The sequence below is a fragment of the Paraburkholderia sp. GAS38 genome (assembly GCF_050434965.1).
GTDB classification, from domain to species: domain Bacteria; phylum Pseudomonadota; class Gammaproteobacteria; order Burkholderiales; family Burkholderiaceae; genus Paraburkholderia; species Paraburkholderia phenazinium_A.
Genome location: NZ_JBNDJO010000001.1, coordinates 593,617 through 618,954 on the forward strand (window position 1 = coordinate 593,617; position 25,338 = coordinate 618,954).

The following is a 25,338-nucleotide window of genomic DNA, read 5'->3' on the forward strand; positions in this document are numbered from 1 at the left end:
CATGAGCGACGACACCTTCCTGCACGCCAACCCCGCCGAGCGCCTCGCGCTGATCGAAGCGCGTCTCGCCGCGGCGCTCGCGCCGATTGCGTCGATCAGCGTGCGCGATGACAGCGCGCAACATGCGGGGCACGCGGGCGCCTCCGCAGGCGGTCATTTCAGCGTCACGATTGTTGCGGTTGCATTCGCCGGAAAGGCACGCGTAGCAAGGCACCGCTTGGTGTATGATGCGCTGGCCGATGCCATGCAGCGCGGCATTCACGCCCTTGCCATCACGGCGTACACGCCCGAAGAATTCGATTTGCTGTCCCGTTAGGAAACTTCCGATGACCTTGAAGAAAACCCGCCTCTGGGTATTGCTGGCCGCTTTTGCGGCTGCGCCTGCGTTTGCACAGAACATCGCCGTCGTGAACGGCACGCCGATCCCGAAGGCACGCGTCGACGCGCTCGTCGAGCAACTCGTCCATCAGGGCCAGCAGGACTCGCCGCAGTTGCAGGCGGCCGTGCGCGAAGAGCTGATCAACCGCGAAATCCTGATGCAGGAAGCGGCTCGCCGCGGCATCCCGAACCGTCCGGACGTCAAGGCGCAAGTCGCCGTGGCTCAGCAGACCGTCGTGCTGCGCGCGCTGATCGAAGACTTCGTAAAGAACAACCAGCCGACCGACGCGGAAGTCAAAGCACGCTATGACACGCTTGTGAAGGACGCGGGCGGCAAGGAATATCACCTGCACCACATCCTCGTCGACAACGAGCAGCAGGCCCAGGACCTGATCGCCAAGATCAAGGCCGGCGCCTCGTTCGAAGACCTCGCCAAGCAATACTCGAAGGACCCGGGATCGGGCAAGAACGGTGGCGACCTGGACTGGTCGGATCCGAAGGCGTATGTGCCTGAGTTTGCCGCTGCGGCCGAGAAGCTGCAGAAAGGCCAGATGACCGACACGCCGGTGCATACGCAATTCGGCTGGCACATCATCCGTCTCGACGACACGCGCGACATCACGCCGCCGCCGCTCGAGCAGGTGCGTGCGCAGATCGTCCAGCAGATCCAGCAGGAAAAGCTGCAGGCGTTTGAAGAAAACCTGCGGAAGAACGCGAAGGTTCAGTAAGCACCTTCAGTAAGGACAGTTAGACGCTGGGGTTCGCTCTGGCGTTGCTGTTGACTGACGGGCCGGGTGACTTCACCTTCGCCTCGCCCGCAAACGACAAAGCCGCCCTCGGGCGGCTTTGTCGTTTCTAACGGCTTGGCTTAACGCATCAACCCAACCAGCGTCGCGCGTTCTGGAACACGCGCAGCCACGGGCTGCCGTCGTTGGCGCTCCAGCCTTCCGGATGCCAGCTCATCTGCACTGTGCGATGGACGCGCTCCGTGTGCGGCATCAGAACGGTGAAGCGGCCATCGGGCGTCGTCACCGAGGTAATGCCGTCCGGCGAGCCGTTCGGATTGAACGGATAGTGCTCGGTGGCCTGACCGCGGTGATCGACGAAGCGCATCGCGACCGCCACCTTCGAGGCGTCGCCTTGCTGCGAAAAGTCGGCGAAACCTTCGCCGTGAGCAACGGCCACCGGAATCCGCGAGCCTTCCATACCCGTAAAGAACAGCGACGGCGACTGCTGCACTTCGACCAGCGAGAAGCGCGCTTCGAATTTCTCCGACTTGTTGCGCGTGAACTTCGGCCAGGCCTCTGCGCCCGGGATCATCGACGCGAGGCTGCTCATCATCTGGCAGCCGTTGCAGATGCCCAGCGCGAACGTATCGCTACGACCGAAGAACGCAGCGAACATATCCGCCAGTTGTGCGTTGAAGCGGATCGTTTTCGCCCAGCCCTCGCCTGCCCCCAGCACGTCGCCGTACGAGAAGCCGCCGCACGCCACCGCACCGGCGAAGTCCGCGAGCGTGGCGCGACCGGCCAGCAGGTCGCTCATATGCACGTCGTACGCGTCGAAACCGGCGCGATCGAACGCGTACGCGGTTTCGAGGTGCGAGTTGACGCCCTGCTCACGCAGGATCGCCACACGCGGACGCGCGCCCTTGCCGATGAACGGCGCAGCCACGTCTTCAGCCGGATTGAAGCTCAGTTGCGGCGTGATGCCCGGATCGGCGGCGTCGAGCAGCGTGTCGTATTCGGCATCCGCACAAGCCGGGTTGTCGCGCAGACGCGAGATGCGCCAGCTCACTTCGCTCCACGCACGATGCAGTTCGGTACGCGGCGCTTCGTAGATCTTCTTGGCGTCGCGGTAGATTTCGATCGTATCGCGCTCGTTGATCTTGCCGACCACGTGCGAGCACGCCGACAGGCCATGTTCACGCAGCGCCGCCAGCACGGCATCGCGATCCTGCGCCCGCACCTGGATCACCGCACCCAGTTCCTCGTTGAAGAGCGCGCGGATCGTGCGGTCTTCGCGGCGGCCGCTGGTCTGCTTGGCCCAATCTTTGGCGTCGCCATAGTCGAATTCGTGGTTCGGATCGAGCGTCAGCATGTCGACGTTCAGCGACACGCCCACGTGACCCGCAAACGCCATTTCGCACACCGCCGCCCACAGGCCGCCGTCCGAGCGGTCGTGGTAAGCAAGCAGCTTGCCGTCGCCGTTCAGCGCCTGGATGGCGGCGAAGAAGCGCTTCAGATCTTCCGGATCGTCGACGTCCGGCGTGGTATCGCCCACCTGCTGCGTGACCTGCGCGAGGATACTGCCGCCGAGGCGATGCTTGCCGCGGCCCAGGTCGATGGCGATCAGCACGCTGTCGCCCGCTTCGTCGGCACGGCGCAGTTGCGGCGTCAGATGGCGACGCACGTCTTCGACCGGTGCGAACGCCGAGATGATCAGCGAGACCGGCGCGACCACTTCCTTCGCCACGCCCTGGTCTTGCCACTTGGTGCGCATCGACAGCGAATCTTTGCCCACCGGAATGCTAATGCCGAGCGCGGGGCACAGTTCCATGCCGATTGCCTTGACGGTGTCGTACAGCGCCGCGTCTTCGCCCGGTGCGCCGCAAGCAGCCATCCAGTTCGCCGACAGCTTCAGCTTGTCGAGCGACGCGATCGGCGCCGCGGCGATGTTCGTGACCGCCTCGCCGACCGCCATCCGGCCCGAGGCCGGCGCGTCGATCACGGCGAGCGGCGTGCGCTCGGCCATGGTCATGGCTTCGCCGCGGAAACCGGCGTAGTCCATCGTGGTGATCGCCACGTCGGCAACGGGCACCTGCCACGGGCCGACCATCTGGTCGCGCGCGGTCGTGCCGCCCACCGAGCGGTCGCCAATGGTAATCAGGAACGACTTGCTGGCCACCGTGGGATGGCGCAGCACGCTCACCGCGACTTCCGACAACGTGACGCCCGTGACGTCGACCGGCAGCAGCGTCTTCTCGACGTGCTTCACATCGCGATGCATGCGCGGCGCTTTGCCGAGCAGCACTTCCATCGGCATGTCGACCGGTTGGTGCGCGTTGTCGTCTTTCTGTTCGGTGTCGATCAGCTTCAACTGACGTTCGTTGGTCGCCGTGCCGATCACCGCGAACGGGCAGCGCTCGCGTTCGCAGATGGCCTGGAATTCGGCCAGATCGGCCGGCGCAATCGCCAGCACATAGCGCTCTTGTGCTTCGTTCGACCAGATCTCGCGCGGCGACAGACCGCTTTCTTCGAGCTGGATCTTGCGCAGTTCGAAAATCGCGCCCTTGCTTGCGCCGTCCACCACTTCCGGGAACGCGTTCGACAGACCGCCCGCGCCCACGTCGTGAATGCTGAGGATCGGGTTTTTCTCGCCCAACTGCCAGCAGGCGTTGATGACTTCCTGCGCGCGCCGTTCGATTTCCGGGTTGCCACGCTGCACCGAGTCGAAGTCGAGCTCGGCGGTGTTCGTGCCGGTCGCCATCGAACTGGCCGCGCCGCCGCCCATGCCGATGCGCATGCCCGGGCCGCCGATCTGGATCAGCAGCGAGCCTTCCGGCAGATCGTGCTTGTGGGTGTGCTGATCCGAGATGTTGCCGATACCACCGGCGATCATGATCGGCTTGTGGTAGCCGCGCACGACGCCCGCCACGTTCTGCTCGTAGGCCCGGAAGTACCCGCCCAGGTTCGGCCGGCCAAATTCGTTGTTGAACGCCGCGCCGCCGAGCGGCCCGTCGATCATGATCTGCAGCGGCGAGGCGATGCGATCCGGGCGGCCATACACGCCCTGGGCGTCGGCCGGGTTGCGGTGGCCGACCGGCTGCACGGCGTCACGAGCGTTTTCCCATGCTTCGCGCGCATCCGGCAAGTCGAGGTTCGACACGGTGAAACCCGCCAGACCGGCCTTCGGACGCGCGCCGCGGCCGGTCGCGCCTTCGTCGCGGATTTCGCCGCCCGCGCCGGTCGCCGCCCCCGGGAACGGCGAGATCGCGGTCGGGTGATTGTGCGTCTCCACCTTCATGAGCGTGTGCGTCAGCTCGGTGTGGCGGCCGTAGTGCTCGGCCAGCTCGCCTGCGCTATCAGTCTGCCCCGGCTTGCGCGGGAACCAGCGTTCGGCCACGCCGCCCGCCATGATCGCCGAGTTATCCGAATACGCGACGATCGTGCCTTGCGGATTGAGCTTCTCGGTGTTGCGGATCATGTTGAACAGGGAGATGTCCTGCTTCTCGCCGTCGATGGTCCAATCCGCGTTGAAAATCTTGTGGCGGCAGTGCTCGCTGTTGGCCTGCGCGAACATCATCAGTTCGACGTCGGTCGGATTGCGGCCGAGCTTCGTGAAGGCGTCGACCAGATAGTCGATCTCGTCGTCCGCGAGCGCGAGGCCCAGTTCCGCGTTGGCCGTTTCCAGCGCGCCGCGCCCGTGGCCCAGCACGTCGACGGTTTGCAGCGGCTTGGCCGGCAGTTCGTCGAACAGATGCATGGCGTGCTCGCGCGACGGCGCCACGCTCTCGGTCATGCGGTCGTGCAGCGCGGCCACCACGGCCTCGCGTGCTTCGTCGGAAAGGGTTTTCTTGCCGCCCAGCAGGCCGCTCTTGAGCGTGACCGTATATTCGACGCCGCGCTCGATGCGCCGCACCTGCGTGAGACCGCAGTGGTGCGCGATATCCGTCGCCTTGCTGGCCCACGGCGACACCGTGCCGAACCGGGGCACCACGAGGAACGTCTCGGCGGCGCCGCGCTCCTTCGCGTCGGCGAACGGATCGCCGTAGTGCATCAGCGCCTCGATCTTCGCGCTGTCTTCAGCCGCAAGCGGCGTTTGCGAATTGACGAAGTGCAGATACTGTCCGCGCACACCGGTGATGTTGGGATCGATGCGCGTAAGCGTCTCGAGCAGGCGGGTTTGACGGAAATCGGAGAGGGCCGAAGCGCCGGGGAAACACGAGAAGTGGGCCATGGACTTGACGTTGCGTCTATGAGTCGCGCGTGCAGGCGACGTGAGGCGAAAGGGAAGTCCGAGATTATACCCCGGGAAGACCCTCCAGCGCCCCTGCCAGAAGCGTCCGGGTGGCGTGTCCGTGGCGTTTTGGCGAGCGTCGGGACGCACGGCCGGCCGTTTTCGGGATACTCCCGCGCCTGCGCGCCTGACCTGTTTGACTGATATCATTCGGCCTTTCATCAGATCGGCGCAGAAGCCTTCGTCTGCGCCGCATGCCACGCCTACGGGGAACGCCTGCCACTCGTGTTCCGCCGGCAAATCGAATCAAACATGGATGTCATCGTCATTGGCGGCGGAATTGCGGGCGTCGCCACCGCTTATCAGTTGCGTGCTGCCGGCCACCGCGTATGCGTAGTCGAACGCTTTGCGACGGTCGCGCAAGGCGCGACCTACGGCCACGGCGGCACCGTGCTGCCCACGCCGCTCGACGTCTGGTTTGGCCCGACCTTCATGCACAGCCGCCAGGGCGCCAAAAGCGGCGTGATCCGCAAGACGGGGTTTAACGGCGCCGCGCGCCTGTTCGAAAAGCAGTTGTCCAGCTGGCAGGAACCGCAGGCCTTCAGCCGGCAATATGGGCTGCTGCGGCCGCTGATCGAGGCCTCGCGCGACGCGATGGCTGACGTGGAAGCCCGGTTCGGACTCGAATTCGAACAGTCGAACGGCGTGCTGTACCTCACGCGCTCGGCGCAGGAATGGCAGCAGACCCAGCCGGCGCTCGAGTCGCTGCGCCAATACGAAGTCCCGCACCACGTGCTGACGCCCGCCGAGTGCGCCGCGTTCGAACATTCGGTGCCGACCGACCCGGAGTTCGCCGGCGGCGTCCTGTTCGATCAGGAACGCACCGCGAACTGCCCGCTCTTCACCAAGCTCATCAAGCAGACGCTCGACACCCAGGGCGGCGTCCAGTTCATGCTGAACCGCGAAGTCGAGGCCATCCGGCTCGACGGGCAACGCGCCGCCGTCGAACTGGCGCCGCGGCTGGGCGAACTCACCTCGAGCCGCGAAGTCGACGTGATCAACGCCGATGCCATCGTGGTCGCGGCCGGTACCGGCACGCTGCCGCTGCTTGAGCGGCTCGGCTTGCGCGTGCCGTTGCATCCGTTGCGCCTGCATACGCTGTCCGCGCCGATTGCCCATGAGGAATGCGCGCCGCATGTGGCGATCGTCGATGCCGTGAAGCGCATCACCATCACCCGCATGAACCACCGGCTGCGCATCGCCGGCGGCGCGGTGCTGCAAGGCGCCGGCCAGGCCGACAAGCCGCTCTCCGAAGCGGTCACCAAGGATGCTCTGGCGCTGCTCGGCCAGGCCACGCACGACTGGATTCCAGGCGCGGCCAAAATTTCGGCGGCGCTGTCGTGGGATGGACTCAAGCTGCTGTCGCCGGATGGCTTGCCGCTGGTCGGCAATGCGTTGCATCCGCGCCTGTTCGTCAACGCCGGGCATGGACCGGCCGGCTGGGGACTCGCTTGCGGGGCCGCCAGGCTGGTGGCGGATCTGATCGGCGGCGTCACGCCGGAACTGCCGGCGGACACGCTCGCCGCGTTGCGGCCGGAGCGCTTCGGGCGCTGAGGCGAGGCTGGCGGGTTCAGGGTGGCCTGGCTGAAGGAAGCTCGGGCTGAGGCGGGTTTGGGCCGGCCCGCCTGGACTCACCGAGGCTCGTGGAGACTCCGACTGAGTTGAACGCTTGCCGAACCGCCCCACCACTGCGCACGCATTCATCTACCATGGCAGTTCCATACCGTCCGGGGACATGCCCTGGGTGAAGGCCTGGGTCAATGCCTCGCGGCAACGCCCGGGCTCCACGCTCGGAGTCGACGCCCCGGGCAACGCTCGAGACTGCCATGACTGAAGCCACCCCTGCCGCGCATGCCGCACCCGCCGCGCCCGCTGCACGCTCCCTTGCCTCCGAACTGCTGAACCCGCACGATCTCCCGCTCGCGCTTTATAGCGTCGCCGAGTTGCGCGCGATCGAGGCCGATGCCATGGCCGGCTTGCCGCCGCATACACTGATGGCGCGTGCCGGCCACGCCGCCGCCCGCTTTCTGCGCGAGCAGATCGCGCACGACAACGCAGCCGCAGCCGCAGCGTCTGCCACGGCCACGGTCTGGATCGCAGCGGGCCTCGGCAATAACGGCGGCGACGCGCTGGTGCTTGCCGCCGAATTGCAGCGCGCGGGCATCGCGGTAGAAGTCTGCATGCCGGTCGAGGTCAAACCGGACGACGCCCGCTGGGCACTCGCCGAGGCGCGCGCCGCCGGCGTAGCGATCACGGCTGCCCCGCCCGCATCGTTCGAACGCTACGGCTGGCTGGTCGACGGCATGTTCGGCATCGGCCTCGCGCGGCCGCTCGAAGGCATCTTCGCGAGCCTCGCGCACAGTCTGTCGCAACGCGCGAGGCAAGGCCGGGTGCTGGCGCTCGACGTCCCGAGCGGGCTCGACAGCGACACCGGCAACGTGGTCGGCGCAGGCGCCGCAGTGCGCGCCACGCATACCGTCACCTTCATCGGCGCGAAGCCGGGTCTCTTCATGGCCTCGGGACGCGACCTGGCGGGCATCGTGACGCTCGCGCCGATCGGCGTGGAACGCGTGACCAGCGCCGCCCGCACGGCGGTGCAACTGAATGCCCCGGCGCTCTTCGCCCGCTTCCTGCCGGCGCGCGATTTCTCGACCAACAAGGGTTCCTTCGGCAGCCTCGCGGTGGTCGGCGGCGACACCGGCATGTGCGGCGCGCCGATCCTTGCGGCGCGCGCCGCGCTGCACACCGGCGCGGGAAAAATCCACGTCGCGCTGCTCGGCGCGGGCGCCCCGCCCTACGATCCGCCGCATCCGGAACTGATGCTGCATCCCGTCGACGATCTGCCGCTCGACAAGATGGACGCGCTGGCGATCGGCTGCGGCATGGGCAACCGCGAGCGCGCCAGCCAGGTGCTCAACGACGTGCTGGCGCTCGATGTCCCCAAACTGCTCGATGCCGACGCCTTGAACCTGCTGGCCGTGGATGCCTCACTGGCGGCCCGGGTCGCGGCGCGCGGCGCGCAGGGCGACCCGTGCGTGCTTACGCCGCATCCGCTCGAAGCGGCACGCCTGCTCGGCTGCGACGCGCCCGCCGTGCAGCGCGACCGGCTGGCCGCGGCGCGCGCCCTGACGGCGCGCTTTGCCAGCGTGATCGTGCTGAAGGGAACCGGCACGGTCATCGCCGCGCCGGATGGCCGGTTTGCCGTCAATCCGACCGGCAACGCCGCGCTCGCGACAGGCGGCACGGGTGACGTGCTTGGCGGCATCATTGGCGCCTTGCTGGCGCAGCGCTTGCCGCCATACGAGGCGGCGTTGGCGGGCGTCTATCTGCACGGCCTCGCCGCCGACACGCTGACGGCGCAGGGCGACGGTCCGGCCGGCCTGACAGCGGGCGAACTGGCGCCGATGGTGCGCAAGTTGCTCAACCGGATGTTCTATTCGGGTTGAGCCGCGTGCGGTGGCGCCTCCCGGGAATGCCTCCGCCACCTTAAACCCCGCCGCCATCCCGCTATCTGGACGCGCCGCCCAACTCCCTGCCCGCTTCGCGCCAAGGCCGCTATACTGAATGACTGCGCTGACCGGCCGGGAACCGTTGCGAACCCGAAGCCCGACAGCGCGCCAGAGCATCCCCGCGGCCGCGCTTTGCGCACTGCCTTTCATTCGTGCCCCTTCGTTAGACGGACGATCCCATGACGTTGAACTCGCTCCCCGCCTGGTCCTCGCTGCAAGCCCATTACGAACAGATTCGCGATGCGCATATGCGCGACTGGTTCGCCCCGGCGAACGATCCCGCTCCGACCCGTGCCGAACGCTTCGCGTTTTCCGGCGCAGGTCTTACGGCCGATTTCTCGAAGCATCGCATCACCGACGCAACCCTCAAGCTGCTCGTGCAGGTGGCGCGTGAAGCCGGTGTCGAAAAACGCCGCGACGCGATGTTCGCCGGCGAAATCGTCAATCCGACGGAAGGCCGCGCCGTCCTGCACACCGCGCTGCGCGCGAGCGATCCGAAGGCGCCGTTTCACGCCGAGGTCATGGCGGAGCGCGCCAAGATGGCTGCGTTTTCCGACCAGGTGCGCAGCGGCGCCTGGACCGGCTATACCGGCAAGCGGATCCGCTATGTGGTGAACATCGGCATCGGCGGCTCGGATCTCGGTCCGAAGATGGTCGTGCACGCGCTGCACCACCTGGCCACGCCAGAGATCAAGAGCTACTTCGTGTCGAACGTCGACGGCGCCGATCTGTACCGCGTCCTTCAGGAGATCGATCCGGAAGAGACGCTCGCCATCATCGTTTCGAAGACCTTCACCACACTCGAAACCATGACGAACGCGCGCTCGCTGCGCGACTGGTTCATCGAGAAAGGTTGCCCGGAAAGCGCGCTGGCGAAACACTTCGTCGGCGTGTCGGCGAATCCGGCCGAGGTCGTCAAGTTCGGCATCGCGAAAGAGAACGTCTTCGAGATGTGGGACTGGGTAGGCGGGCGCTATTCGCTGTGGTCGGCGGTCGGCCTGTCGATCATGATCGCAATCGGCCCGAAGCAGTTCGACGAACTGCTCGCCGGCGCGAACGACATGGACCAGCACTTCCGCGACACGCCGCTCGAACGCAACCTGCCGGTGCTGATGGGCATGATCGGCATCTGGTATCGCAACTTCTTCGGCTCGCAAAGCTATCTGGTGGCGCCGTATTCCGAGGCAATGCACTATCTGCCGTCGTATCTGCAGCAACTGGAGATGGAGAGCAACGGCAAGTCCGCGCGGCTCGACGGCGCAATGGTCGACTACCCCACTTCAGCCGTGACGTGGGGCGAACCGGGCACGAACGGCCAGCACGCCTTCTTCCAGATGCTGCACCAAGGTCCGACGATCGTGCCGATCGACTTCGTCGCCGTGCTCACGCCCGAGCATCCGCTGGTCAGCCATCATCCGAAGCTGCTGGCTAACTGCTTCGCGCAAAGCGAAGCGCTGATGCTGGGCCGCACGCTGGAAGAAGCGAAGAAGGTGGCGGGTCCGGACAAGCCGGAACTCGCACCGCACCTGGTGTTCCCGGGCAATCGTCCCACCAGCACGCTGATCCTCGAGGCGCTCACGGCGCGTTCGCTCGGCGCGCTGATCGCGCTCTACGAACACAAGGTGCTGGTGCAGGGAACGGTGTGGAACATCAACTCGTTCGACCAATGGGGCGTCGAGTTGGGCAAGATCCTCGGCAAGGTAGTCGAGGCCGATCTGACCTCGGCGAGCGTCGACGGCGGCAAGCACGACTCGTCGACCTCGGCGCTGATCGCCCGGGCGCGTGCGGCTTTGAAGCGTTGAGTCTGTGAGATGCGCGGCGATGGCTTCCTGAGCGTCGCCCGCTGATTTTTTGCCATTGCAAAGCGGGCCGTCGACGGCCCGCTTTTCTTTTGCGCGGCTTCATTCAGCTCTCAGGCGAGCCGCCCCGCCTCGATCGTCACCGTGGTATCGCAACGACGCGCGAGTTCGATGTCGTGCGTGACCAGAATCAAGGTTGCGCTGTTGGCCCGGTTCATCTCGAACATCAGATCGATGACCGCGTGTCCGGTTGCGGCGTCGAGACTGCCGGTGGGTTCATCGGCAAACAGAATAGCCGGATGGGTGACAAAGGCGCGTGCAAGTGCGACACGTTGCTGCTCGCCCCCCGACAACAGCTTGGGATAGTGACGGGTGCGCTGTCCCAGTCCCACCTGTTCGAGCAGGCCACGCGCACGCGCGGCGGCATCGCGCGTCGTGATGCCGCCTTGCAACTCCAGCGGCAAGGTCACGTTCTCGAGCGCCGTCAAATGCGGCATCAACTGAAACGACTGGAACACGAAGCCGACCGAGCCGTTGCGCAACGCCGCGCGCTCGTCCTCGCTCAACTCGGTGAGTTCCTGGCCCAGCAGCCGAACCGACCCTGAGGTCGCGCTGTCCAATCCTGCGAGCAAACCTAGCAGCGTAGACTTGCCGGACCCGGATGCGCCGACAATGGCCACGCTGCTGCCGCCTTCGATTGAAAGATCGATATGATCAAGAATCGTTAGCTCGCCCGTTGCATCCTTAACCCTCTTGCACAACCCCCGCACTTCGATGACTGGATCAGTTTTCTTTTGCATGGTGAGGCGTAGGTTGAAAGTGCGCCTGACGGCGCCGCGCGCCGCCGCGTTGAACACAGCCTTCGGCATGGTCATGCTGGCCGCGACGCTGCCGCTCGCGGCTCATGCCGCCACGCCACCGGAGACGGCAAAACCCGTCATCATGGTGCTCGGCGACAGCATCTCCGCCGAGTACGGCCTGCCGCACGACACGGGTTGGGTAGCGCTCATGCGCGAGCGTCTGGCGAGTGAGCGCATCGATTATAGCGTTGCGAACGCAAGCATCAGCGGCGACACCACCAGCGGAGGACGCGCCCGCATGCCCGAGCTGATGCTGCGGCTCAAGCCCAGCATCGTGATTGTCGAGCTGGGCGCCAACGACGCGCTGCGCGGCGTCCCGCTTTCGACCACCGAAGACAACTTGCGCACGATCGTCGAAGAAGCACAACAAGGTCATGCGAAGGTCGTGCTGGTCGGCATGTACGTGCCACCCAATTACGGCCCGGACTACACCCAAAAGTTCCACGGTCTGTATGAACAGTTGTCGAAGGAACTCCACACGTCGCTCGTGCCGTTCCTCCTCGCAGGCATCGCGGACAAACCGGAAATGTTCCAGTCCGATCAGATGCATCCCACCCAGCAGGCACAGCCCGTGCTACTCGATAACGTGTGGACGACACTCAAACCCCTGCTGCACAGCAGCTCCTCACACTGACAAGGCTCTTACATCTTGTTGCGAACGAACGAGGAACGTGGCCGGGGAAGGTCGATCAGACACTTTCGCTAACCGCGAAATCCGGCTCGTCTCGAGCGCTTTTGTGAGGAGATAACGTGAAATACCTACCGCTTATCGCTTTGACCGTGGCCATTTCTGCCTGCGCCGCCCAACCGCCGGCTGGCGTGCAATCCGTTGGACAAAGCCAGCAACCGCCTAAAGTCGTCGCGCAATGTATTGCCCAGAAGTGGGCTGACGGCTCGCAACAACAGGTCGTCTCGCAGGACACCCTGGCAAACGATCAGGCACTCGACGTTTATGTGCCGGGCCAGCAACCACCTAACGGCGCAGCGGCTATCGTACGCCCGGCCTACACCGGCACGGGCTCATGGGTCGGTTTCCGTTCCGGCGGCGCTGCCGGAAGCGACGCAACCGGCGCGATCACCGGCTGCCTATAAGGCTGCCTTAACGCCCCCCTTCAATCCCTCTGGCGCTGCGTGCGCCGGATAAGAAAAAACCCCGCAAATTTGCGGGGTTTTTTGTACTCGCTGGCGGCGCACGCCGCTCATGCGACGGCGCAGCTTCGCTTAGTCGCCGCCCGCTTGCGCGCTATCCAGCGAGCCATAGAACTTGACCTTCGAGCGAGCGCGCAACGCCTGGACATAGGCTTCAACCTCGGACTGCGCCTCGGCCTGAGCGATCTGCTGTTGCGCGGCGACCAGACGCTGCGGGTCGATCGGCGCACCCGGCACCACGGCATTCACGCGATATACCGCATAGCCCGCATCGCCCAGATCCACACCCACGTAAGCCGGCAATTTTTGCGCATCGGCCTTGTAGATTGCGCTCAGTGCCGCAGGCGGCAAGCCTTGTGCGTCGTTGCGCGAGACCTTCAGCGGCGCCGAGAAGCCGGTGCTTGCATTCGACTTCTGCAACTCGGCGAGTTTCGCGATGCCGTCCTTATGCGCCAACTCGTCCGCCTGAACGGCGATAACCTTCTGGCGCACCGCGTCCTTGACCGTGTCGAGCGGAGGCACGGCAGCCGGCTTGTAGTCGGTGACGTGAGCTGCGATCAACGTGTTGTTGCCGACATCGATGGCTTGCGTGTTGTTATGCGCCTGAACCGAGTCATTCGCAAACACGGCGCTCAGGAACTTGGCGTTGTTCAGCGGGCTGCCCGGCGGCAACGCTGCGTTCGGTTGCGGCGTCACCGTGGCGGTCTGGATCTGCAGCTTGTATTTGTCGGCTGCCGGTTGCAGGCTCTTGGCCTGCTCATACACCACCGACGTAAAGCCATCCGAATCGTCGCTGAATGCCTTGCCCGCCAGTTGCGTCTTCAGATCCTTCGCGATAGCGTCCTTCACCGTGTCGAACGGCTGCGTGACCGACGGCTTCACGTCCGTCGCCTTCAGGATCAGATAGCCCACGTCTGTCGGCACGACGTCGCTGATCTCGTCCTTCTTCAGCTTGAACGCGGCGTCGTCGAACGCCTGGCCACCGGCCATCATGTTGCGGCCGAAGTAGCCGAGGTCGCCGCCCTTCGAGGCCGAAGCCGGGTCTTGGGAGCTCTGCTCAGCCACCTTCGCGAAGTCGTCCGGGTGCGCCTTGACTTGCGCCAGCAGCGCGTCCGCCTTCTGCTTCGCCTTGGTCTTGTCGTCCGCGCTTGCGTTCGGCGCAACCGCGACCAGGATCAGGCTCGCACGCATTTGCGCAGCGGTCTGATAGTGGGCGATGTTGTCGTCATAGAACTTCTTCAGATCGGCATCCGTGGGTTGCAGACCTGCGGCCAGCGCCGCCGGCGACATCACCAGATACTGAATGGTGGCCGTAGCGGGCGTAGCGAAATCGTTGCGATGCGCGTCGTAGTAGGCCTGCAATTGCGCGTCAGTCGGCTGCACCTTCGCCACGTAGTCGTGAGGATTGAATGCCAGCCCCTGCACTTCGCGCTGCTGCTCGGCAAGCACGGTCAGATTCTGCGCGAGCGTCTTCGACGTAAAGGCGCTGCCCTCGATGCTGCCCGGCAACTGCTGCGTGGCCAGCGTGTAGCGCACGCGCTCGTCATATTGATCGGGCGTCATGCCCTGCATGGCGAGCAGTTCCTTGTAGCGGTTCACATCGATGGAACCGTCAGGATTCTTGAGCGACGAGATGACCGGATCGCTCAGCAACGTGCGGCGCACCGCGTCGTCCGAGGCGGTCAGATGCAAACGCTGCGTTTCATCGGCCAGCACGCGCTGCTCGATCAGACTGTCGAGCATTTCCTTGCGGCGCTCGGGCGTATCGAACATCTTCGCGTCGAACTGTCCACCGAGCATCTGGCGCGCTCGATCCAGCTGCTGACGCATCGCGTCGTCGTACTCGGCCCGGGTGATCTTGTGACCGTTGACGCTGGCGACGTTTGCACTTTCGTCAAAGAAGCCACGGAAGCCTTGAATACCCACAAAACCCAACCCCGGTACGATGACCAGGATGAGCATGAACATCATCAGGCGTTTGTGATTGCGGAAGAAATCGAGCATGCGTTAAGGATGCCAAAAACGGAACGCCCGATCTTACAACAGCGGGCAATAAAAAAGGCGAACCGGAGTTCGCCTTTCAAGGATACTGGCGGAGTGGACGGGACTCGAACCCGCGACCCCCGGCGTGACAGGCCGGTATTCTAACCGACTGAACTACCACTCCTTATACAACTGTGTGCTGCTTGCCGAACCGGGAACTGGTGGGTGCTGAGAGGCTCGAACTCCCGACCTACGCCTTGTAAGGGCGCCGCTCTACCAACTGAGCTAAGCACCCGCTCCGCGATTCTGCCCGCTGCTTGATGTGGTGCCGCGCTTTCAGGCCGTTCAACTTTCGGGTTTCTCAACCCCAAGCTTTCCAGCCTTTAAACCGCGCCACCCTGAAGCAGCAAGTCGATTAGTTTAGCGCATCTTTTAGCGCTTTGCCAGGCCTAAATTTCGGCACCTTGGCCGCCTTGATCTTGATCGCGGCACCCGTGCGCGGATTGCGACCGGTGCGCGCCGTACGCTTGCCGACCGCGAACGTACCGAAGCCGACCAGCGTCACCGAACCGCCCTTCTTCAAGGTCCCTTTGACGCCACCGATCACGGCATCAAGCGCACGCCCTGCCGCCGCTTTCGAAATGTCGGCTTGCTGTGCGATGTGATCGATCAATTCCGTTTTATTCATTCCAACCCCCGAGAATATTATTGGGCAATCGTAATGGCGCTTCGTAGCGCCAGGTACCAACGCGGCACGGCAAGGACGCCGAGCCAGCCAATTAGAATTGGCCGAAACCCTTGTGTCAAGCGGGGTTGCGCCGGATTAGCAGGCACTTCGGCGCACCATTTGATCACCAAATCTTGCAGTCGCTGAATACGGGGGTAACTCATCGATCGAGTCCAGCGATTTTTGGCCCAGAGAATGGGAAACCAAAGGCAAAACGCGAGGCGCCGCATATGGCGCATTCAGCCCGGATAACAAAAAACCCGCGGGCTATGCCGCGGGTTTTTTGTTGATGCGAAGACTGCGTACGGCAGGGACTCGCTTAATGCTTCACCACTTCCGTTGCGGCGTCTTTGCCGGCCTCCGCCGCGACCGGCGCAGCAGGCTTCGGCTCTTCGTCCGGCAACGGTTGCGGCACACGTTCGAGTGCAAGTTCGAGCACCTTGTCGATCCAACGGACCGGCACGATCTCGATTGCATTCTTCACGTTGTCCGGAATCTCCGTCAGATCCTTGGTGTTTTCTTCCGGAATCAGCACCAGCTTGATGCCGCCGCGATGCGCTGCGAGCAGCTTTTCCTTCAGGCCGCCGATCGGCAACACTTCACCACGCAGCGTGATTTCGCCCGTCATCGCGACATTGGCGCGCACCGGAATACCGGTCAGCACCGACACCAGCGCGGTCGTCATCGCGATACCGGCGGACGGACCGTCCTTCGGCGTCGCGCCTTCCGGCACGTGAATGTGAATGTCCTGCTTCTCGAACGCTTCGTCCTTGACACCCAGGCGGCGCGAGCGCGAACGGACCACCGTGCGTGCCGCTTCGACGGATTCCTTCATCACGTCGCCGAGCGAACCTGTGCGAGTCACATTGCCCTTACCCGGCATCACCGCGGCTTCGATGGTCAGCAGATCGCCGCCCACTTCCGTCCACGCGAGACCCGTGACCTGGCCGACCTGGTTTTCCTTCGCTGCCAGACCGAAGTCGTACTTGCGCACGCCGAGGAAGGTGTCGAGATTGGTACCGTCGACCTTCACCGCGCCTTCCGCCTTCTTCAGCAGAAGCATCTTCACGACCTTGCGGCAGATCTTCGAGATTTCACGCTCGAGCGAACGCACGCCCGCTTCACGCGTGTAGTAACGAATGATGTCGCGGATCGCAGTTTCCGTGACGTCGACCTCGCCTTCCTTCAGGCCGTTGTTCTTCTTCTGCTTCGGCAACAGATAGCGTTGCGCGATGCTGACCTTCTCGTCTTCCGTGTAACCCGACAGACGGATCACTTCCATCCGGTCGAGCAGCGGCGGCGGAATGTTCAGCGAGTTCGACGTCGCCACAAACATCACGTCCGACAGATCGAAGTCGACTTCGACGTAGTGGTCAGCGAACGTATGGTTCTGCTCCGGATCAAGCACTTCCAGCAATGCCGAGGACGGGTCGCCGCGGAAATCCTGGCCCATCTTGTCGACTTCGTCGAGCAGGAAGAGCGGATTGCGCACGCCGACCTTGGTCAGGCTTTGCAGGATCTTGCCGGGCATCGAACCGATGTAGGTCCGGCGGTGGCCGCGAATCTCGGCCTCGTCGCGCACGCCACCGAGCGCCATACGCACGAACTTGCGATTCGTTGCGCGTGCAATCGATTGACCCAGCGACGTCTTGCCGACACCCGGAGGCCCAACGAGGCAGAGGATCGGCGCTTTCACCTTATCCACGCGTTGTTGGACAGCAAGATATTCGAGAATGCGTTCTTTGACTTTCTCGAGACCGAAGTGGTCTTCGTCGAGCACGCGTTCCGCATTCGAGAGGTCGTTGTTGACCTTGCTCTTCTTGCGCCACGGCAAGCCGATCAGCGTGTCGATGTAGTTGCGCACGACGGTGGCTTCCGCCGACATCGGCGACATCAGCTTGAGCTTCTTCAGCTCGGCGTCCGCCTTTTTCTTGGCTTCCTTCGGCATGCGCGCGGCGGTGATGCGCTTCTCGAGTTCCTCGAGATCCGCACCCTCTTCGCCTTCGCCCAATTCCTTCTGGATGGCCTTGACCTGTTCGTTCAGGTAGTACTCGCGCTGGCTCTTCTCCATCTGGCGCTTCACGCGCCCGCGGATGCGCTTTTCCACCTGCAGGATGTCGATCTCGGCTTCGAGTTGCGCGAGCAGATGCTCGAGGCGCTCGATGACCGGGAACATCTCGAGGATGTGTTGCTTCTGATCGAGCTTGAGCGGCAGATGCGCGGCGATTGTGTCGGCCAGACGGCCGGCTTCGTCGATGCCCGAAAGCGAAGTCAGAATCTCCGGCGGGATCTTCTTGTTCAGCTTCACGTACTGGTCGAACTGCGACACGATCGCGCGGCGCAGCGCTTCGGTTTCAGCGCTGTCGGCGTGGTCGGGTTCGAGCGGCATGACTTCGCACGAAAACTGCGTTTCCTGCTCTTCGATCGAGAGCGTCTTCGCGCGCTGCAAGCCTTCGACGAGCACCTTCACGGTGCCGTCCGGCAGCTTCAGCATTTGCAGGATGTTGGCAATACATCCTACTTCGTACATGTCCTTTTCGGTCGGCTCATCTTTCGCAGCCGTCTTCTGGGCGACGAGCATGATGTGCTTGCCGCCTTCCATCGCTGCTTCGAGAGCCTTGATCGACTTCGGGCGGCCTACGAAGAGCGGAATCACCATGTGCGGGAAAACGACTACATCACGCAGCGGGAGCAGCGGGAGCGTAGTGCGTTCCGGCGGAAGGAGTTGGGTTCCTGACATTTCATTTCCCCATGAGTGGTATCAGTTCGTTCGATAGGTGAGGCCTGCAAAAACGATTACAAGCCTCCGCGTGTGGGAAAAGTTCAGTGACTCCAAAGGAAACACAACCATCCTAACCCAAGATAAACAAAAAAGCCGTTCACGTTGCCATGAACGGCTTTTTTTGCAGAACTCGTCAAGCCGATCAATTCGAACCCGCGACCTTCGGCGCGTCTTCGTAGATCAGCAGCGGTTTGCCGTCGCCATCAATGACGTTGTCGTCAATGATGACCTTGCTAACGCCTTTCATGGCCGGCAATTCGTACATCACGTCCAGCAATGCCTGTTCCAGGATCGAACGCAGACCGCGCGCGCCCGTCTTGCGACGAATCGCCTTACGGGCCACCGCCTGCAACGCACCCGGACGAATCTCGAGCTCGACGCGTTCCATATTGAACAGCTTGTGATACTGCTTCACGAGCGCGTTCTTGGGTTCGACGAGAATCTTCATCAGTGCGGCTTCGTCGAGCTTGCCGAGCGTGGCGACCACCGGCAGACGGCCGATCAGTTCAGGGATCAAACCGAACTTGATCAGATCTTCCGGCTCCACTTCGCGCAGCACTTCGCCCGCATCGCGGTCCTGCTTGCTCTTGACGCTGGCGCCAAAGCCAATGCCGGTCTTTTCCGTACGGTCGACGATGACCTTTTCGAGGCCGTCGAACGCGCCACCGCAAATGAACAGAATATTGGTGGTGTCGACCTGGATGAAGTCCTGGTTCGGATGCTTACGGCCACCTTGCGGCGGCACCGACGCCATCGTGCCTTCAACCAGTTTCAGCAAGGCCTGCTGAACACCCTCGCCCGACACGTCGCGCGTGATGGACGGGTTATCCGACTTGCGGCTGATCTTGTCGATTTCGTCGATGTAGACAATGCCGCGCTGGGCCTTGTCGACTTCGTAGTTGCAGTTCTGCAGGAGCTTCTGAATGATGTTCTCGACGTCTTCGCCGACATAGCCGGCTTCCGTCAGCGTCGTTGCATCGGCAATGACGAACGGGACGTTCAGCAGGCGGGCGAGCGTCTGTGCGAGCAAGGTCTTGCCGGAACCGGTCGGGCCGATCAGCAGGATGTTGCTCTTCGACAGTTCGATTTCATCCTTCTTGTCGAGGTGCTTGAGACGCTTGTAGTGGTTGTAAACAGCCACTGCAAGAATCTTCTTCGCGCGTTCCTGCCCGATGACGTACTGGTCGAGAATTTCGCGGATTTCCTGCGGACTCGGCAGATCGGACTTGGACAAGCCCGCTTCAATGCCCGCACCTGCAGCCTCATCGCGAATGATTTCGTTGCACAGGTCGATACATTCATCGCAGATGAAGACCGACGGGCCCGCAATCAGCTTTTTGACTTCATGCTGGCTCTTGCCGCAGAACGAGCAATACAACAGCTTTTCGCTGTTAGAACCTTTTTTGTCCGCCATAGATGTGTGAGCCTCCGGACACTCGATTACATGATACGCCGTTTGCCCCTGCCTCGCAGTTGGGGCGAATGAGCAAAAGCAGTGACGGCGCTTGCCGCAGGCGTTTGGACGAATCTAATTATTTCACACCAAAAACGCGGTCGTTCTCGCCCTCAAAAAGGGCGAAAACGCGCCGGATCATGGACGCTTGTGCAGCACCTGGTCGACCAGACCGTACGCCTGAGCGTCATCGCCGGACATGAAATTGTCGCGGTCGGTGTCGCGTGCAATGCGTTCGACCGGCTGGCCCGTGTGATGGGAGAGCAGTTGGTTCAGCCGCTCCTTCAAGTACAGGATTTCACGTGCCTGGATCTCAATGTCCGACGCCTGACCGCGTGCGCCACCCAGCGGCTGGTGAATCATCACGCGTGCATTCGGCAGCGTGAAACGCTTGCCTTTCGCACCGGCCGCCAGCAGGAACGCACCCATGCTGGCCGCGAGGCCCATGCACAGTGTCGACACGTCCGGCTTGATGAACTGCATCGTATCGTAGATCGCCATCCCGGCCGAAACCGAACCGCCCGGGCTGTTGATGTAGAAGCTGATGTCCTTGTCCGGATTTTCGCTTTCCAGGAACAACAACTGCGCCACGACGAGGTTGGCCGTCTGGTCGTTCACTTCACCAACCAGAAACACCACACGCTCCTTCAGCAGACGCGAGTAGATGTCATACGAGCGCTCGCCACGGCCGCTCGTTTCCACGACGATCGGCACGAGTCCGAGCGCCTGCGCTTCGAGATCCCGCGACGACTGGGAGGTCAACGTGTCCAGCATTTGGGCGCGAAAAGTCATGCAATGGATCCTTGTCTGGGAATAGTTATTCGATGCCGGACAGGTGTGTACGACAGCGCCGTATTCAAGTGCGCAAAACCCAGCGCAACGCGATCAACACGACGTTCCAGAAAAAAACGGCGTGCGGGCCGTCGCTCCGACAGCCGGCACGCCGTTGCAGCGACGCTTACGCTTGCGCCGTTGCGCTTGCCAGTTCTTCGAAGCTCACTTCCTTGTCCGTCACCTTGGCCTTGCCGAGGACGAAATCGACGACGTTGGCTTCCACGACGTACGCTTCCATTTCTGCAAGGCGCTGCTGGTTGGAATAATACCAGCGGACGACCTCCTTCGGGTCTTCGTAGCTTTTCGCGAATTCGTCGACTTCGGCACGAATCTGCTCCGGCTTCGCCTGCAGGTTGTTGGCCTTGACCAGCTCGGCCAGCACGAGGCCCAGCTTGACGCGACGCTCCGCCTGTTCCTTGAACATTTCTACCGGGATCGGCGCGTCGGCGGCGTTCGGCACGCCACGTTGCGTCAGGTCCTGACGCGCCATTTCGACGAGGCGCTGCTGGTCCTGTTCGACCAGGGCGTTCGGCACGTCCAGTTCGGAAATCTTCAGCAGCGCGTCCATCACCTGGTTCTTGACGATGGATTGCGTGCGGCGCTTCGCTTCGCGTTCGAGGTTGTCCTTGATCTCCGCGCGCATCTTGACCAGATCGCCGTCTTCGATGCCGAGCGACTTGGCGAACTCAGCGTCGATTTCCGGCTGGTGCGGCCATTCGATCTTCTTCATCGTGATCGTGAACTGAGCCGTCTTGCCGGCCACGTCCTTGCCGTGATAGTCAGCCGGGAATGCCAGATCGAATTCCTTCGCTTCGCCGACCTTCAGGCCGAGCGCTGCTGTTTCGAATTCCGGCAGCATGCGGCCTTCGCCGAGCACGAACGCGAAATCATCGGCGCTGCCGCCCTGGAACACTTCACCGTCGATCTTGCCGACGAAGTCGACCGTGACGCGGTCGCCGTCTTTCGCTGCGGTGTCCGCACCGCCGTCGCCGTGCTCGCCCGTTTCGCCACGTGCGTGGAAATGCACGCGCTGCTTGCGCAGGATGTCCAGCGTGCGGTCGATTTCCGCTTCGCTGATGGTGGTCGTGGTGCGCTCGATCTCAGCCGTGGCGACGTCGCCCAGCTTGACTTCCGGGTAGACCTCGAAGGTCGCGTCGAAAGCGTAGTCGTTTTCTGCCGCGTCGGACTTCGGTGCGAAGCTCGGCTGGCCGGCTACGCGCAGGTTTTCAGCGCGGCTGATGTCGAAGAATTCCTTGCCGACCTTGTCGCTCAGCACTTCGGCTTCCACCTGGCCCGAATACTGTTGCGTGACCATCTTGAGCGGCACCTTGCCCGGGCGGAAACCCGGCATGCGCACGTTCTTCGCGAGTTGGCGGATACGCGAGTCCACTTCCTTCTGCACGGCGTCCTTCGGCAGGGAAATCGTTACGCGGCGTTCGAGCTTGCCGAGGTTTTCAACAACGTTAGCCATGGCTTCAATCGTCCTAAAATTATTCGAGCGAATCAGTTATCTTCTCGTGCTGCTTTTCGATGTCGCTTCGCTTCGAGCGTCACATCCATTCAGCGCCTGCGCCGCGGGCTTGCAGGCCACCGGCAGCACGGTTTGGGTCTAAAGAGCCGAATATTTTAGCAAACTATTCGCGCGCTTAGCCGGGATTCGATGGTTCGCGACCGTTTTTGTCCGCTTTCGGGCCGTTTTGGTGGTGCTTTGAGTCAACTTTGCGGCCGTCCTGGGATCGTTTGGGCGGCCTGCAGCCATCGCCGCCGCGGTTTGCCCGGGTCGCCGCGTTCGATGCCGGCTATGCCGTTCGACATATTCAGCCGCGCGCGGCATGCTGATAAGCTAGCGAACGCGTTCGGGCCCATGCCCGCCTGCACCGCCATCGCCTCGATTCCAACCATCCAGAGACACCATGCCGAACCCGTCGTCCGCGCCCATCGTCGTCATTGCTCCCGACTCTTTTAAAGGCTCGCTTAGCGCCGAACAGGTGGCGCTTGCCATTGCAACCGGCGTGACGCGCGCGCGGCCGGATGCCACGGTACGCATCTGCCCGATGGCCGACGGCGGCGAAGGCACGCTCGACGCCATGCTCACCGGTGGCGGCGAGCGCCGCGTGCTGACCGTGCGCGGCGCCGCGGGGCCGGTGCGCGAAGCGGCCACAGGCCTGCTCGCCGACGGCAGCGCGATTGTCGAGACGGCCGAGATCGTGGGCATTACCGACCCGGTCGGCATGGGCGTCCCGGTTGAAGCACGCAGCTCGCGTGGCATGGGCGAGGCGATTCGCGCCCTGCTCGATGCCGGCGTGCGGCGCTTTTTCGTCGCGCTCGGCGGCAGCAGCACCAATGACGGCGGCGCGGGCCTGCTGGCCGGTCTCGGCGTGAAACTGTTCGATGCCGAAGACCGGGAACTCGAGCCGACGCCGGAACAACTGGCCCGCCTCGCTCGCGTGGACGTCTCGCAACTCGACGCGCGGCTTGCCGATGCATCGTTCGTCGGCATGTCCGACGTGGACAATCCGCTCACCGGCGAACATGGCGCCACCGCGGTCTTCGGGCCACAAAAAGGCGTGCAGCCCGAGCAGATTGCAAGCGTCGACGCAGCCCTCGGCCGCTTCGCCGACCTGATCGAACCGGCGCTGCAGCGCACGGCGCGCAACCTGCCCGGCGCCGGCGCGGCCGGCGGCCTCGGTTTCGCGCTGCATATGCTCGGCGCGCAGTTCGAACCGGGCGCGGAGACGGTCGCACGGCTGATCGGTCTCGACGCCGCGCTCGCCGGAGCAGACTGGCTGATCACGGGCGAAGGCCGCTCCGACGTGCAGACGCTGCACGGCAAGGCGCCGTTCATCGCCTGTAGCCACGCGCGCGCCGCGGGCGTGCCGGCCACGCTATTGTCCGGCGGCGTCGACGCCGCCGCGCTGCCGCGCCTGTCCGAGCACTTCAGCGGCTGCTTCTCGCCGGCGCCCGGCCCCATCACGCTCGAAGTCGCGATCCGTGACGCGGCGCGGCTGCTCACTAACGAAGCCGAGCAACTGACGCGCCTGAAGTACGGCACGCGTTGACCCGTGCGGCGGTTGCGGCAACAATCACAGCGCCACTTCCGCCTCCACTCAAACTCGGGACGACCATGAAGGCCTCCGCCAAAGCCGGGCTCGAACAGTTTCTGACGTATCGCCTGCACGTCCTGAACAAGCTTGCCGAGCGCGGCATCGGCGAGCGCTACCAGGAAAAGCTCGGCGTGAGCGTGCCGGAGGCGCGCGTGATTGCGTCGGTGGGATCGTTCGGGCCTTTTTCGATCATGGATCTGGCGCGGCACGCCAACCTCGACAAAAGCCAGGCCAGCCGCGCTGCCGAAGCGCTCATCAAGCAGGGGCTCGTGCAGCGCGAGGCCAGCGAAGAAGACGGGCGCGTCGTACTGATTTCCCTGACGCCCGCAGGACGCGAGTTATATCGCAAGGTCATGCCCGTCGCCCGCAGGTGGAACGCCGATCTGTTCGATTGCCTTGATGAGGACGAGAAAGCGGCGTTCGGCGCGGCGCTCGACAAGATCATCGAGAGCGTGCAGACCCGCAGCGAGTAACGAGGGCCAACCCCGGAAGGCCGACCCCGGAAGACCAACCCCGCGAGCCAGTCCCATCAAGCAAAAAACCCCGCCAGTCATCGACTGGCGGGGTTCTCACAAATACATGGTGCGAGGAAGGGGACTCGAACCCCTACACCATTGCTGGCGTCAGGACCTAAACCTGGTGCGTCTACCAATTTCGCCATCCTCGCAGCCGGTCGAAGCGTTGGCACGCCGCGTCCGATGTCTGGCTAGCCCCCGTCTGCGCCCCGCCGGTCAAGCCGGTCCGGCACGTGTCCGAAAGCGTAAGCGCGAGATTCTAACCGATAGATTTGCGCTTGTCTGCATTTGCCGGACGTGGGTCGATGCTACAATTTTTGGCTAACGTACGCACGGCACGCGCGCCGTGCCGCCCCTGCTTCAGCCTCCCCACCACTCCATTCAAGTGAATTTCGACGAATATTGCCAGCAGAAGGCGGCGCCCCCCGGTTCGAGCAGCTACTACGCGCTCCGTCAGGCGCCCGCGGGACGCCAGCCGCTCCTGACCGCCCTGTTCGCGCTGCGCCGCGAATTCGAGGAGACGGTGAAGGAAACCAGCGATCCGGCCATTGGCCGCACCAAGCTCGCCTGGTGGCAGAACGAAATCGCCGCGCTGGCCGCGGGTACCCCTTCGCATCCGGTGTCGAAGGCGCTCGCGGCGCATCTGGGCGGCGGCGTGGAAGCGGCGTATCCGGCCTTGCAAACGCTGCTGGCGGGCTTCGAAATGGACCTCGACCAGGCCCGCTATCTCGACTACCCGAACCTGCGCCGCTATCTGCAAAGCGTCGGCGGCACGTTTGCCGCGCTGGTCGCACGCGCGAGCGCACGGCATCCCGCCGAGGCCGAAGCCTGGGCCGCGCCGCTCGGCCACGCGTTGATGCTGGCCCAGCTCGTCGCCGAACTCGGCAACGACGCGCGCCACGGGCGCATCTATATTCCGATCGACGAGATGCAGCGCTTCAACGTCACGGCGGCCGACCTGATCAACCGCAAATACAGCGAAGCCTTCACCGAACTGATGCGCTTTCAGACCAGCCGCGCACGCGATGCGATTCAAGCCGCGCTCGCCGCGTTGCCGGCCGGCGAGCGGCGCACGCAGCGCACCTTGCGCGCGCAAGGCGCGCTTGCGCTGGCGCAGCTCGACGAGATTGAACGAGACGGCTATCACGTGCTGCATCAGCGTATTGCGCTGACGCCTATCCGCAAGCTATGGATCGCGTGGCGCGCCGCGCGTCAGCGTTAGGCCG

18 protein-coding genes and 3 tRNA genes are annotated in these 25,338 nt (G+C 63.6%); 10 read left to right on the top strand and 11 right to left on the bottom strand.

Annotated elements, in window-relative coordinates; translation table 11 throughout:
- The first annotated feature begins 1 nt into the window (after position 1).
- Both P3T42_RS02530 and P3T42_RS02535 read left to right on the top strand, forming a co-directional pair.
- Entirely contained in the window at positions 2-316 is a 315-nt protein-coding gene (locus P3T42_RS02530) for a BolA family protein (protein ID WP_429305093.1), read from the top strand.
- A gap of 10 nt (positions 317-326) precedes the next feature.
- The gene (locus P3T42_RS02535) at positions 327-1,106 is read left to right on the top strand and encodes a peptidylprolyl isomerase (protein WP_074298742.1); all 780 of its coding nucleotides are present in this window, start codon (positions 327-329) and stop codon (positions 1,104-1,106) included.
- A 148-nt stretch (positions 1,107-1,254) separates the two neighbouring features.
- Here the strand turns inward: P3T42_RS02535 and purL are convergent, their stop codons facing one another.
- Complete coding sequence (purL, locus tag P3T42_RS02540) at positions 1,255-5,337, bottom strand: phosphoribosylformylglycinamidine synthase (RefSeq protein ID WP_429305094.1); 4,083 nt, start codon at positions 5,335-5,337, stop codon at positions 1,255-1,257.
- A 312-nt stretch (positions 5,338-5,649) separates the two neighbouring features.
- Between purL and P3T42_RS02545 the strand changes: the two genes are divergently transcribed.
- The 3 genes from P3T42_RS02545 to pgi all read left to right on the top strand — a co-directional run bounded on the left by P3T42_RS02545 (position 5,650) and on the right by pgi (position 10,708).
- Positions 5,650-6,951, top strand: a complete 1,302-nt coding sequence (locus P3T42_RS02545; protein ID WP_429305095.1) for an FAD-dependent oxidoreductase — start codon at positions 5,650-5,652, stop codon at positions 6,949-6,951.
- 272 nt (positions 6,952-7,223) lie between these two features.
- Positions 7,224-8,843, top strand: coding sequence for an NAD(P)H-hydrate dehydratase (locus P3T42_RS02550; RefSeq protein WP_429305096.1), 1,620 nt, complete (start codon positions 7,224-7,226; stop codon positions 8,841-8,843).
- Between the two features lie 242 nt (positions 8,844-9,085).
- Positions 9,086-10,708, top strand: coding sequence for a glucose-6-phosphate isomerase (gene pgi, locus P3T42_RS02555; RefSeq protein ID WP_074298735.1), 1,623 nt, complete (start codon positions 9,086-9,088; stop codon positions 10,706-10,708).
- A 110-nt stretch (positions 10,709-10,818) separates the two neighbouring features.
- On the opposite strand, the gene P3T42_RS02560 is transcribed toward pgi, so the two are convergent.
- A complete protein-coding gene (locus P3T42_RS02560; protein ID WP_429305097.1) occupies positions 10,819-11,505 on the bottom strand; it encodes an ABC transporter ATP-binding protein in 687 nt (228 codons plus the stop codon).
- Between P3T42_RS02560 and P3T42_RS02565 the strand changes: the two genes are divergently transcribed.
- Positions 11,504-12,199: an arylesterase gene (locus P3T42_RS02565; RefSeq protein ID WP_074298732.1), complete on the top strand. Its 696-nt coding sequence runs from the start codon at positions 11,504-11,506 to the stop codon at positions 12,197-12,199. The two genes, P3T42_RS02560 and P3T42_RS02565, sit on opposite strands and share 2 nt — an antisense overlap.
- Positions 12,200-12,315: 116 nt before the next feature.
- Entirely contained in the window at positions 12,316-12,657 is a 342-nt protein-coding gene (locus P3T42_RS02570; RefSeq protein ID WP_429305098.1) for a hypothetical protein, read from the top strand.
- Positions 12,658-12,786: 129 nt separating this feature from the next.
- On the opposite strand, the gene P3T42_RS02575 is transcribed toward P3T42_RS02570, so the two are convergent.
- From P3T42_RS02575 to tig, 8 genes are all read right to left on the bottom strand, one after another.
- Entirely contained in the window at positions 12,787-14,718 is a 1,932-nt protein-coding gene (locus P3T42_RS02575) for a SurA N-terminal domain-containing protein (protein ID WP_429305099.1), read from the bottom strand.
- 86 nt (positions 14,719-14,804) lie between these two features.
- A tRNA-Asp gene (locus P3T42_RS02580) sits at positions 14,805-14,881 on the bottom strand.
- A gap of 35 nt (positions 14,882-14,916) precedes the next feature.
- Positions 14,917-14,992, bottom strand: a tRNA-Val gene (locus P3T42_RS02585).
- 120 nt (positions 14,993-15,112) lie between these two features.
- Entirely contained in the window at positions 15,113-15,385 is a 273-nt protein-coding gene (locus P3T42_RS02590) for an HU family DNA-binding protein (RefSeq protein WP_007585907.1), read from the bottom strand.
- A 358-nt stretch (positions 15,386-15,743) separates the two neighbouring features.
- Positions 15,744-18,164, bottom strand: coding sequence for an endopeptidase La (lon, locus tag P3T42_RS02595; protein ID WP_074298726.1), 2,421 nt, complete (start codon positions 18,162-18,164; stop codon positions 15,744-15,746).
- Between the two features lie 184 nt (positions 18,165-18,348).
- Positions 18,349-19,620 carry an ATP-dependent Clp protease ATP-binding subunit ClpX gene (gene clpX, locus P3T42_RS02600; protein ID WP_074298724.1) on the bottom strand — a complete coding sequence of 424 codons (1,272 nt, stop codon included), beginning with the start codon at positions 19,618-19,620 and terminating at the stop codon, positions 18,349-18,351.
- A gap of 177 nt (positions 19,621-19,797) precedes the next feature.
- Complete coding sequence (gene clpP, locus P3T42_RS02605; RefSeq protein ID WP_074264769.1) at positions 19,798-20,451, bottom strand: ATP-dependent Clp endopeptidase proteolytic subunit ClpP; 654 nt, start codon at positions 20,449-20,451, stop codon at positions 19,798-19,800.
- A 166-nt stretch (positions 20,452-20,617) separates the two neighbouring features.
- The gene (gene tig, locus P3T42_RS02610; RefSeq protein ID WP_429305100.1) at positions 20,618-21,964 is read right to left on the bottom strand and encodes a trigger factor; all 1,347 of its coding nucleotides are present in this window, start codon (positions 21,962-21,964) and stop codon (positions 20,618-20,620) included.
- 442 nt (positions 21,965-22,406) lie between these two features.
- On the opposite strand from tig, the gene P3T42_RS02615 reads away from it, so the two are divergent.
- Positions 22,407-23,552 carry a glycerate kinase gene (locus P3T42_RS02615; RefSeq protein ID WP_074298720.1) on the top strand — a complete coding sequence of 382 codons (1,146 nt, stop codon included), beginning with the start codon at positions 22,407-22,409 and terminating at the stop codon, positions 23,550-23,552.
- 65 nt (positions 23,553-23,617) lie between these two features.
- Positions 23,618-24,070 carry a MarR family winged helix-turn-helix transcriptional regulator gene (locus P3T42_RS02620; RefSeq protein ID WP_429305101.1) on the top strand — a complete coding sequence of 151 codons (453 nt, stop codon included), beginning with the start codon at positions 23,618-23,620 and terminating at the stop codon, positions 24,068-24,070.
- Between the two features lie 107 nt (positions 24,071-24,177).
- Here P3T42_RS02620 and P3T42_RS02625 read toward each other — a convergent pair.
- Positions 24,178-24,264 (bottom strand) — tRNA-Leu (locus tag P3T42_RS02625).
- Positions 24,265-24,497: 233 nt separating this feature from the next.
- On the opposite strand from P3T42_RS02625, the gene P3T42_RS02630 reads away from it, so the two are divergent.
- Positions 24,498-25,334, top strand: a complete 837-nt coding sequence (locus tag P3T42_RS02630) for a squalene/phytoene synthase family protein (RefSeq protein ID WP_429305102.1) — start codon at positions 24,498-24,500, stop codon at positions 25,332-25,334.
- The last annotated feature ends 4 nt before the right edge of the window (positions 25,335-25,338 follow it).

Excerpts from the sequence above, each read along its gene's own strand:
- P3T42_RS02560 (WP_429305097.1), bottom strand. The coding sequence starts at position 11,505 with ATGCAAAAGAAAACTGATCCAGTCATCGAAGTGCGGGGGTTGTGCAAG.
- clpP (WP_074264769.1), bottom strand. The coding sequence starts at position 20,451 with ATGACTTTTCGCGCCCAAATGCTGGACACGTTGACCTCCCAGTCGTCG.
- P3T42_RS02545 (WP_429305095.1), top strand. The coding sequence starts at position 5,650 with ATGGATGTCATCGTCATTGGCGGCGGAATTGCGGGCGTCGCCACCGCT.
- P3T42_RS02565 (WP_074298732.1), top strand. The coding sequence starts at position 11,504 with ATGGTGAGGCGTAGGTTGAAAGTGCGCCTGACGGCGCCGCGCGCCGCC.
- lon (WP_074298726.1), bottom strand. The coding sequence starts at position 18,164 with ATGTCAGGAACCCAACTCCTTCCGCCGGAACGCACTACGCTCCCGCTG.
- purL (WP_429305094.1), bottom strand. The coding sequence starts at position 5,337 with ATGGCCCACTTCTCGTGTTTCCCCGGCGCTTCGGCCCTCTCCGATTTC.
- P3T42_RS02590 (WP_007585907.1), bottom strand. The coding sequence starts at position 15,385 with ATGAATAAAACGGAATTGATCGATCACATCGCACAGCAAGCCGACATT.
- tig (WP_429305100.1), bottom strand. The coding sequence starts at position 21,964 with ATGGCTAACGTTGTTGAAAACCTCGGCAAGCTCGAACGCCGCGTAACG.
- clpX (WP_074298724.1), bottom strand. The coding sequence starts at position 19,620 with ATGGCGGACAAAAAAGGTTCTAACAGCGAAAAGCTGTTGTATTGCTCG.
- P3T42_RS02550 (WP_429305096.1), top strand. The coding sequence starts at position 7,224 with ATGACTGAAGCCACCCCTGCCGCGCATGCCGCACCCGCCGCGCCCGCT.
- pgi (WP_074298735.1), top strand. The coding sequence starts at position 9,086 with ATGACGTTGAACTCGCTCCCCGCCTGGTCCTCGCTGCAAGCCCATTAC.
- P3T42_RS02620 (WP_429305101.1), top strand. The coding sequence starts at position 23,618 with ATGAAGGCCTCCGCCAAAGCCGGGCTCGAACAGTTTCTGACGTATCGC.
- P3T42_RS02535 (WP_074298742.1), top strand. The coding sequence starts at position 327 with ATGACCTTGAAGAAAACCCGCCTCTGGGTATTGCTGGCCGCTTTTGCG.
- P3T42_RS02615 (WP_074298720.1), top strand. The coding sequence starts at position 22,407 with ATGCCGAACCCGTCGTCCGCGCCCATCGTCGTCATTGCTCCCGACTCT.
- P3T42_RS02530 (WP_429305093.1), top strand. The coding sequence starts at position 2 with ATGAGCGACGACACCTTCCTGCACGCCAACCCCGCCGAGCGCCTCGCG.
- P3T42_RS02575 (WP_429305099.1), bottom strand. The coding sequence starts at position 14,718 with ATGCTCGATTTCTTCCGCAATCACAAACGCCTGATGATGTTCATGCTC.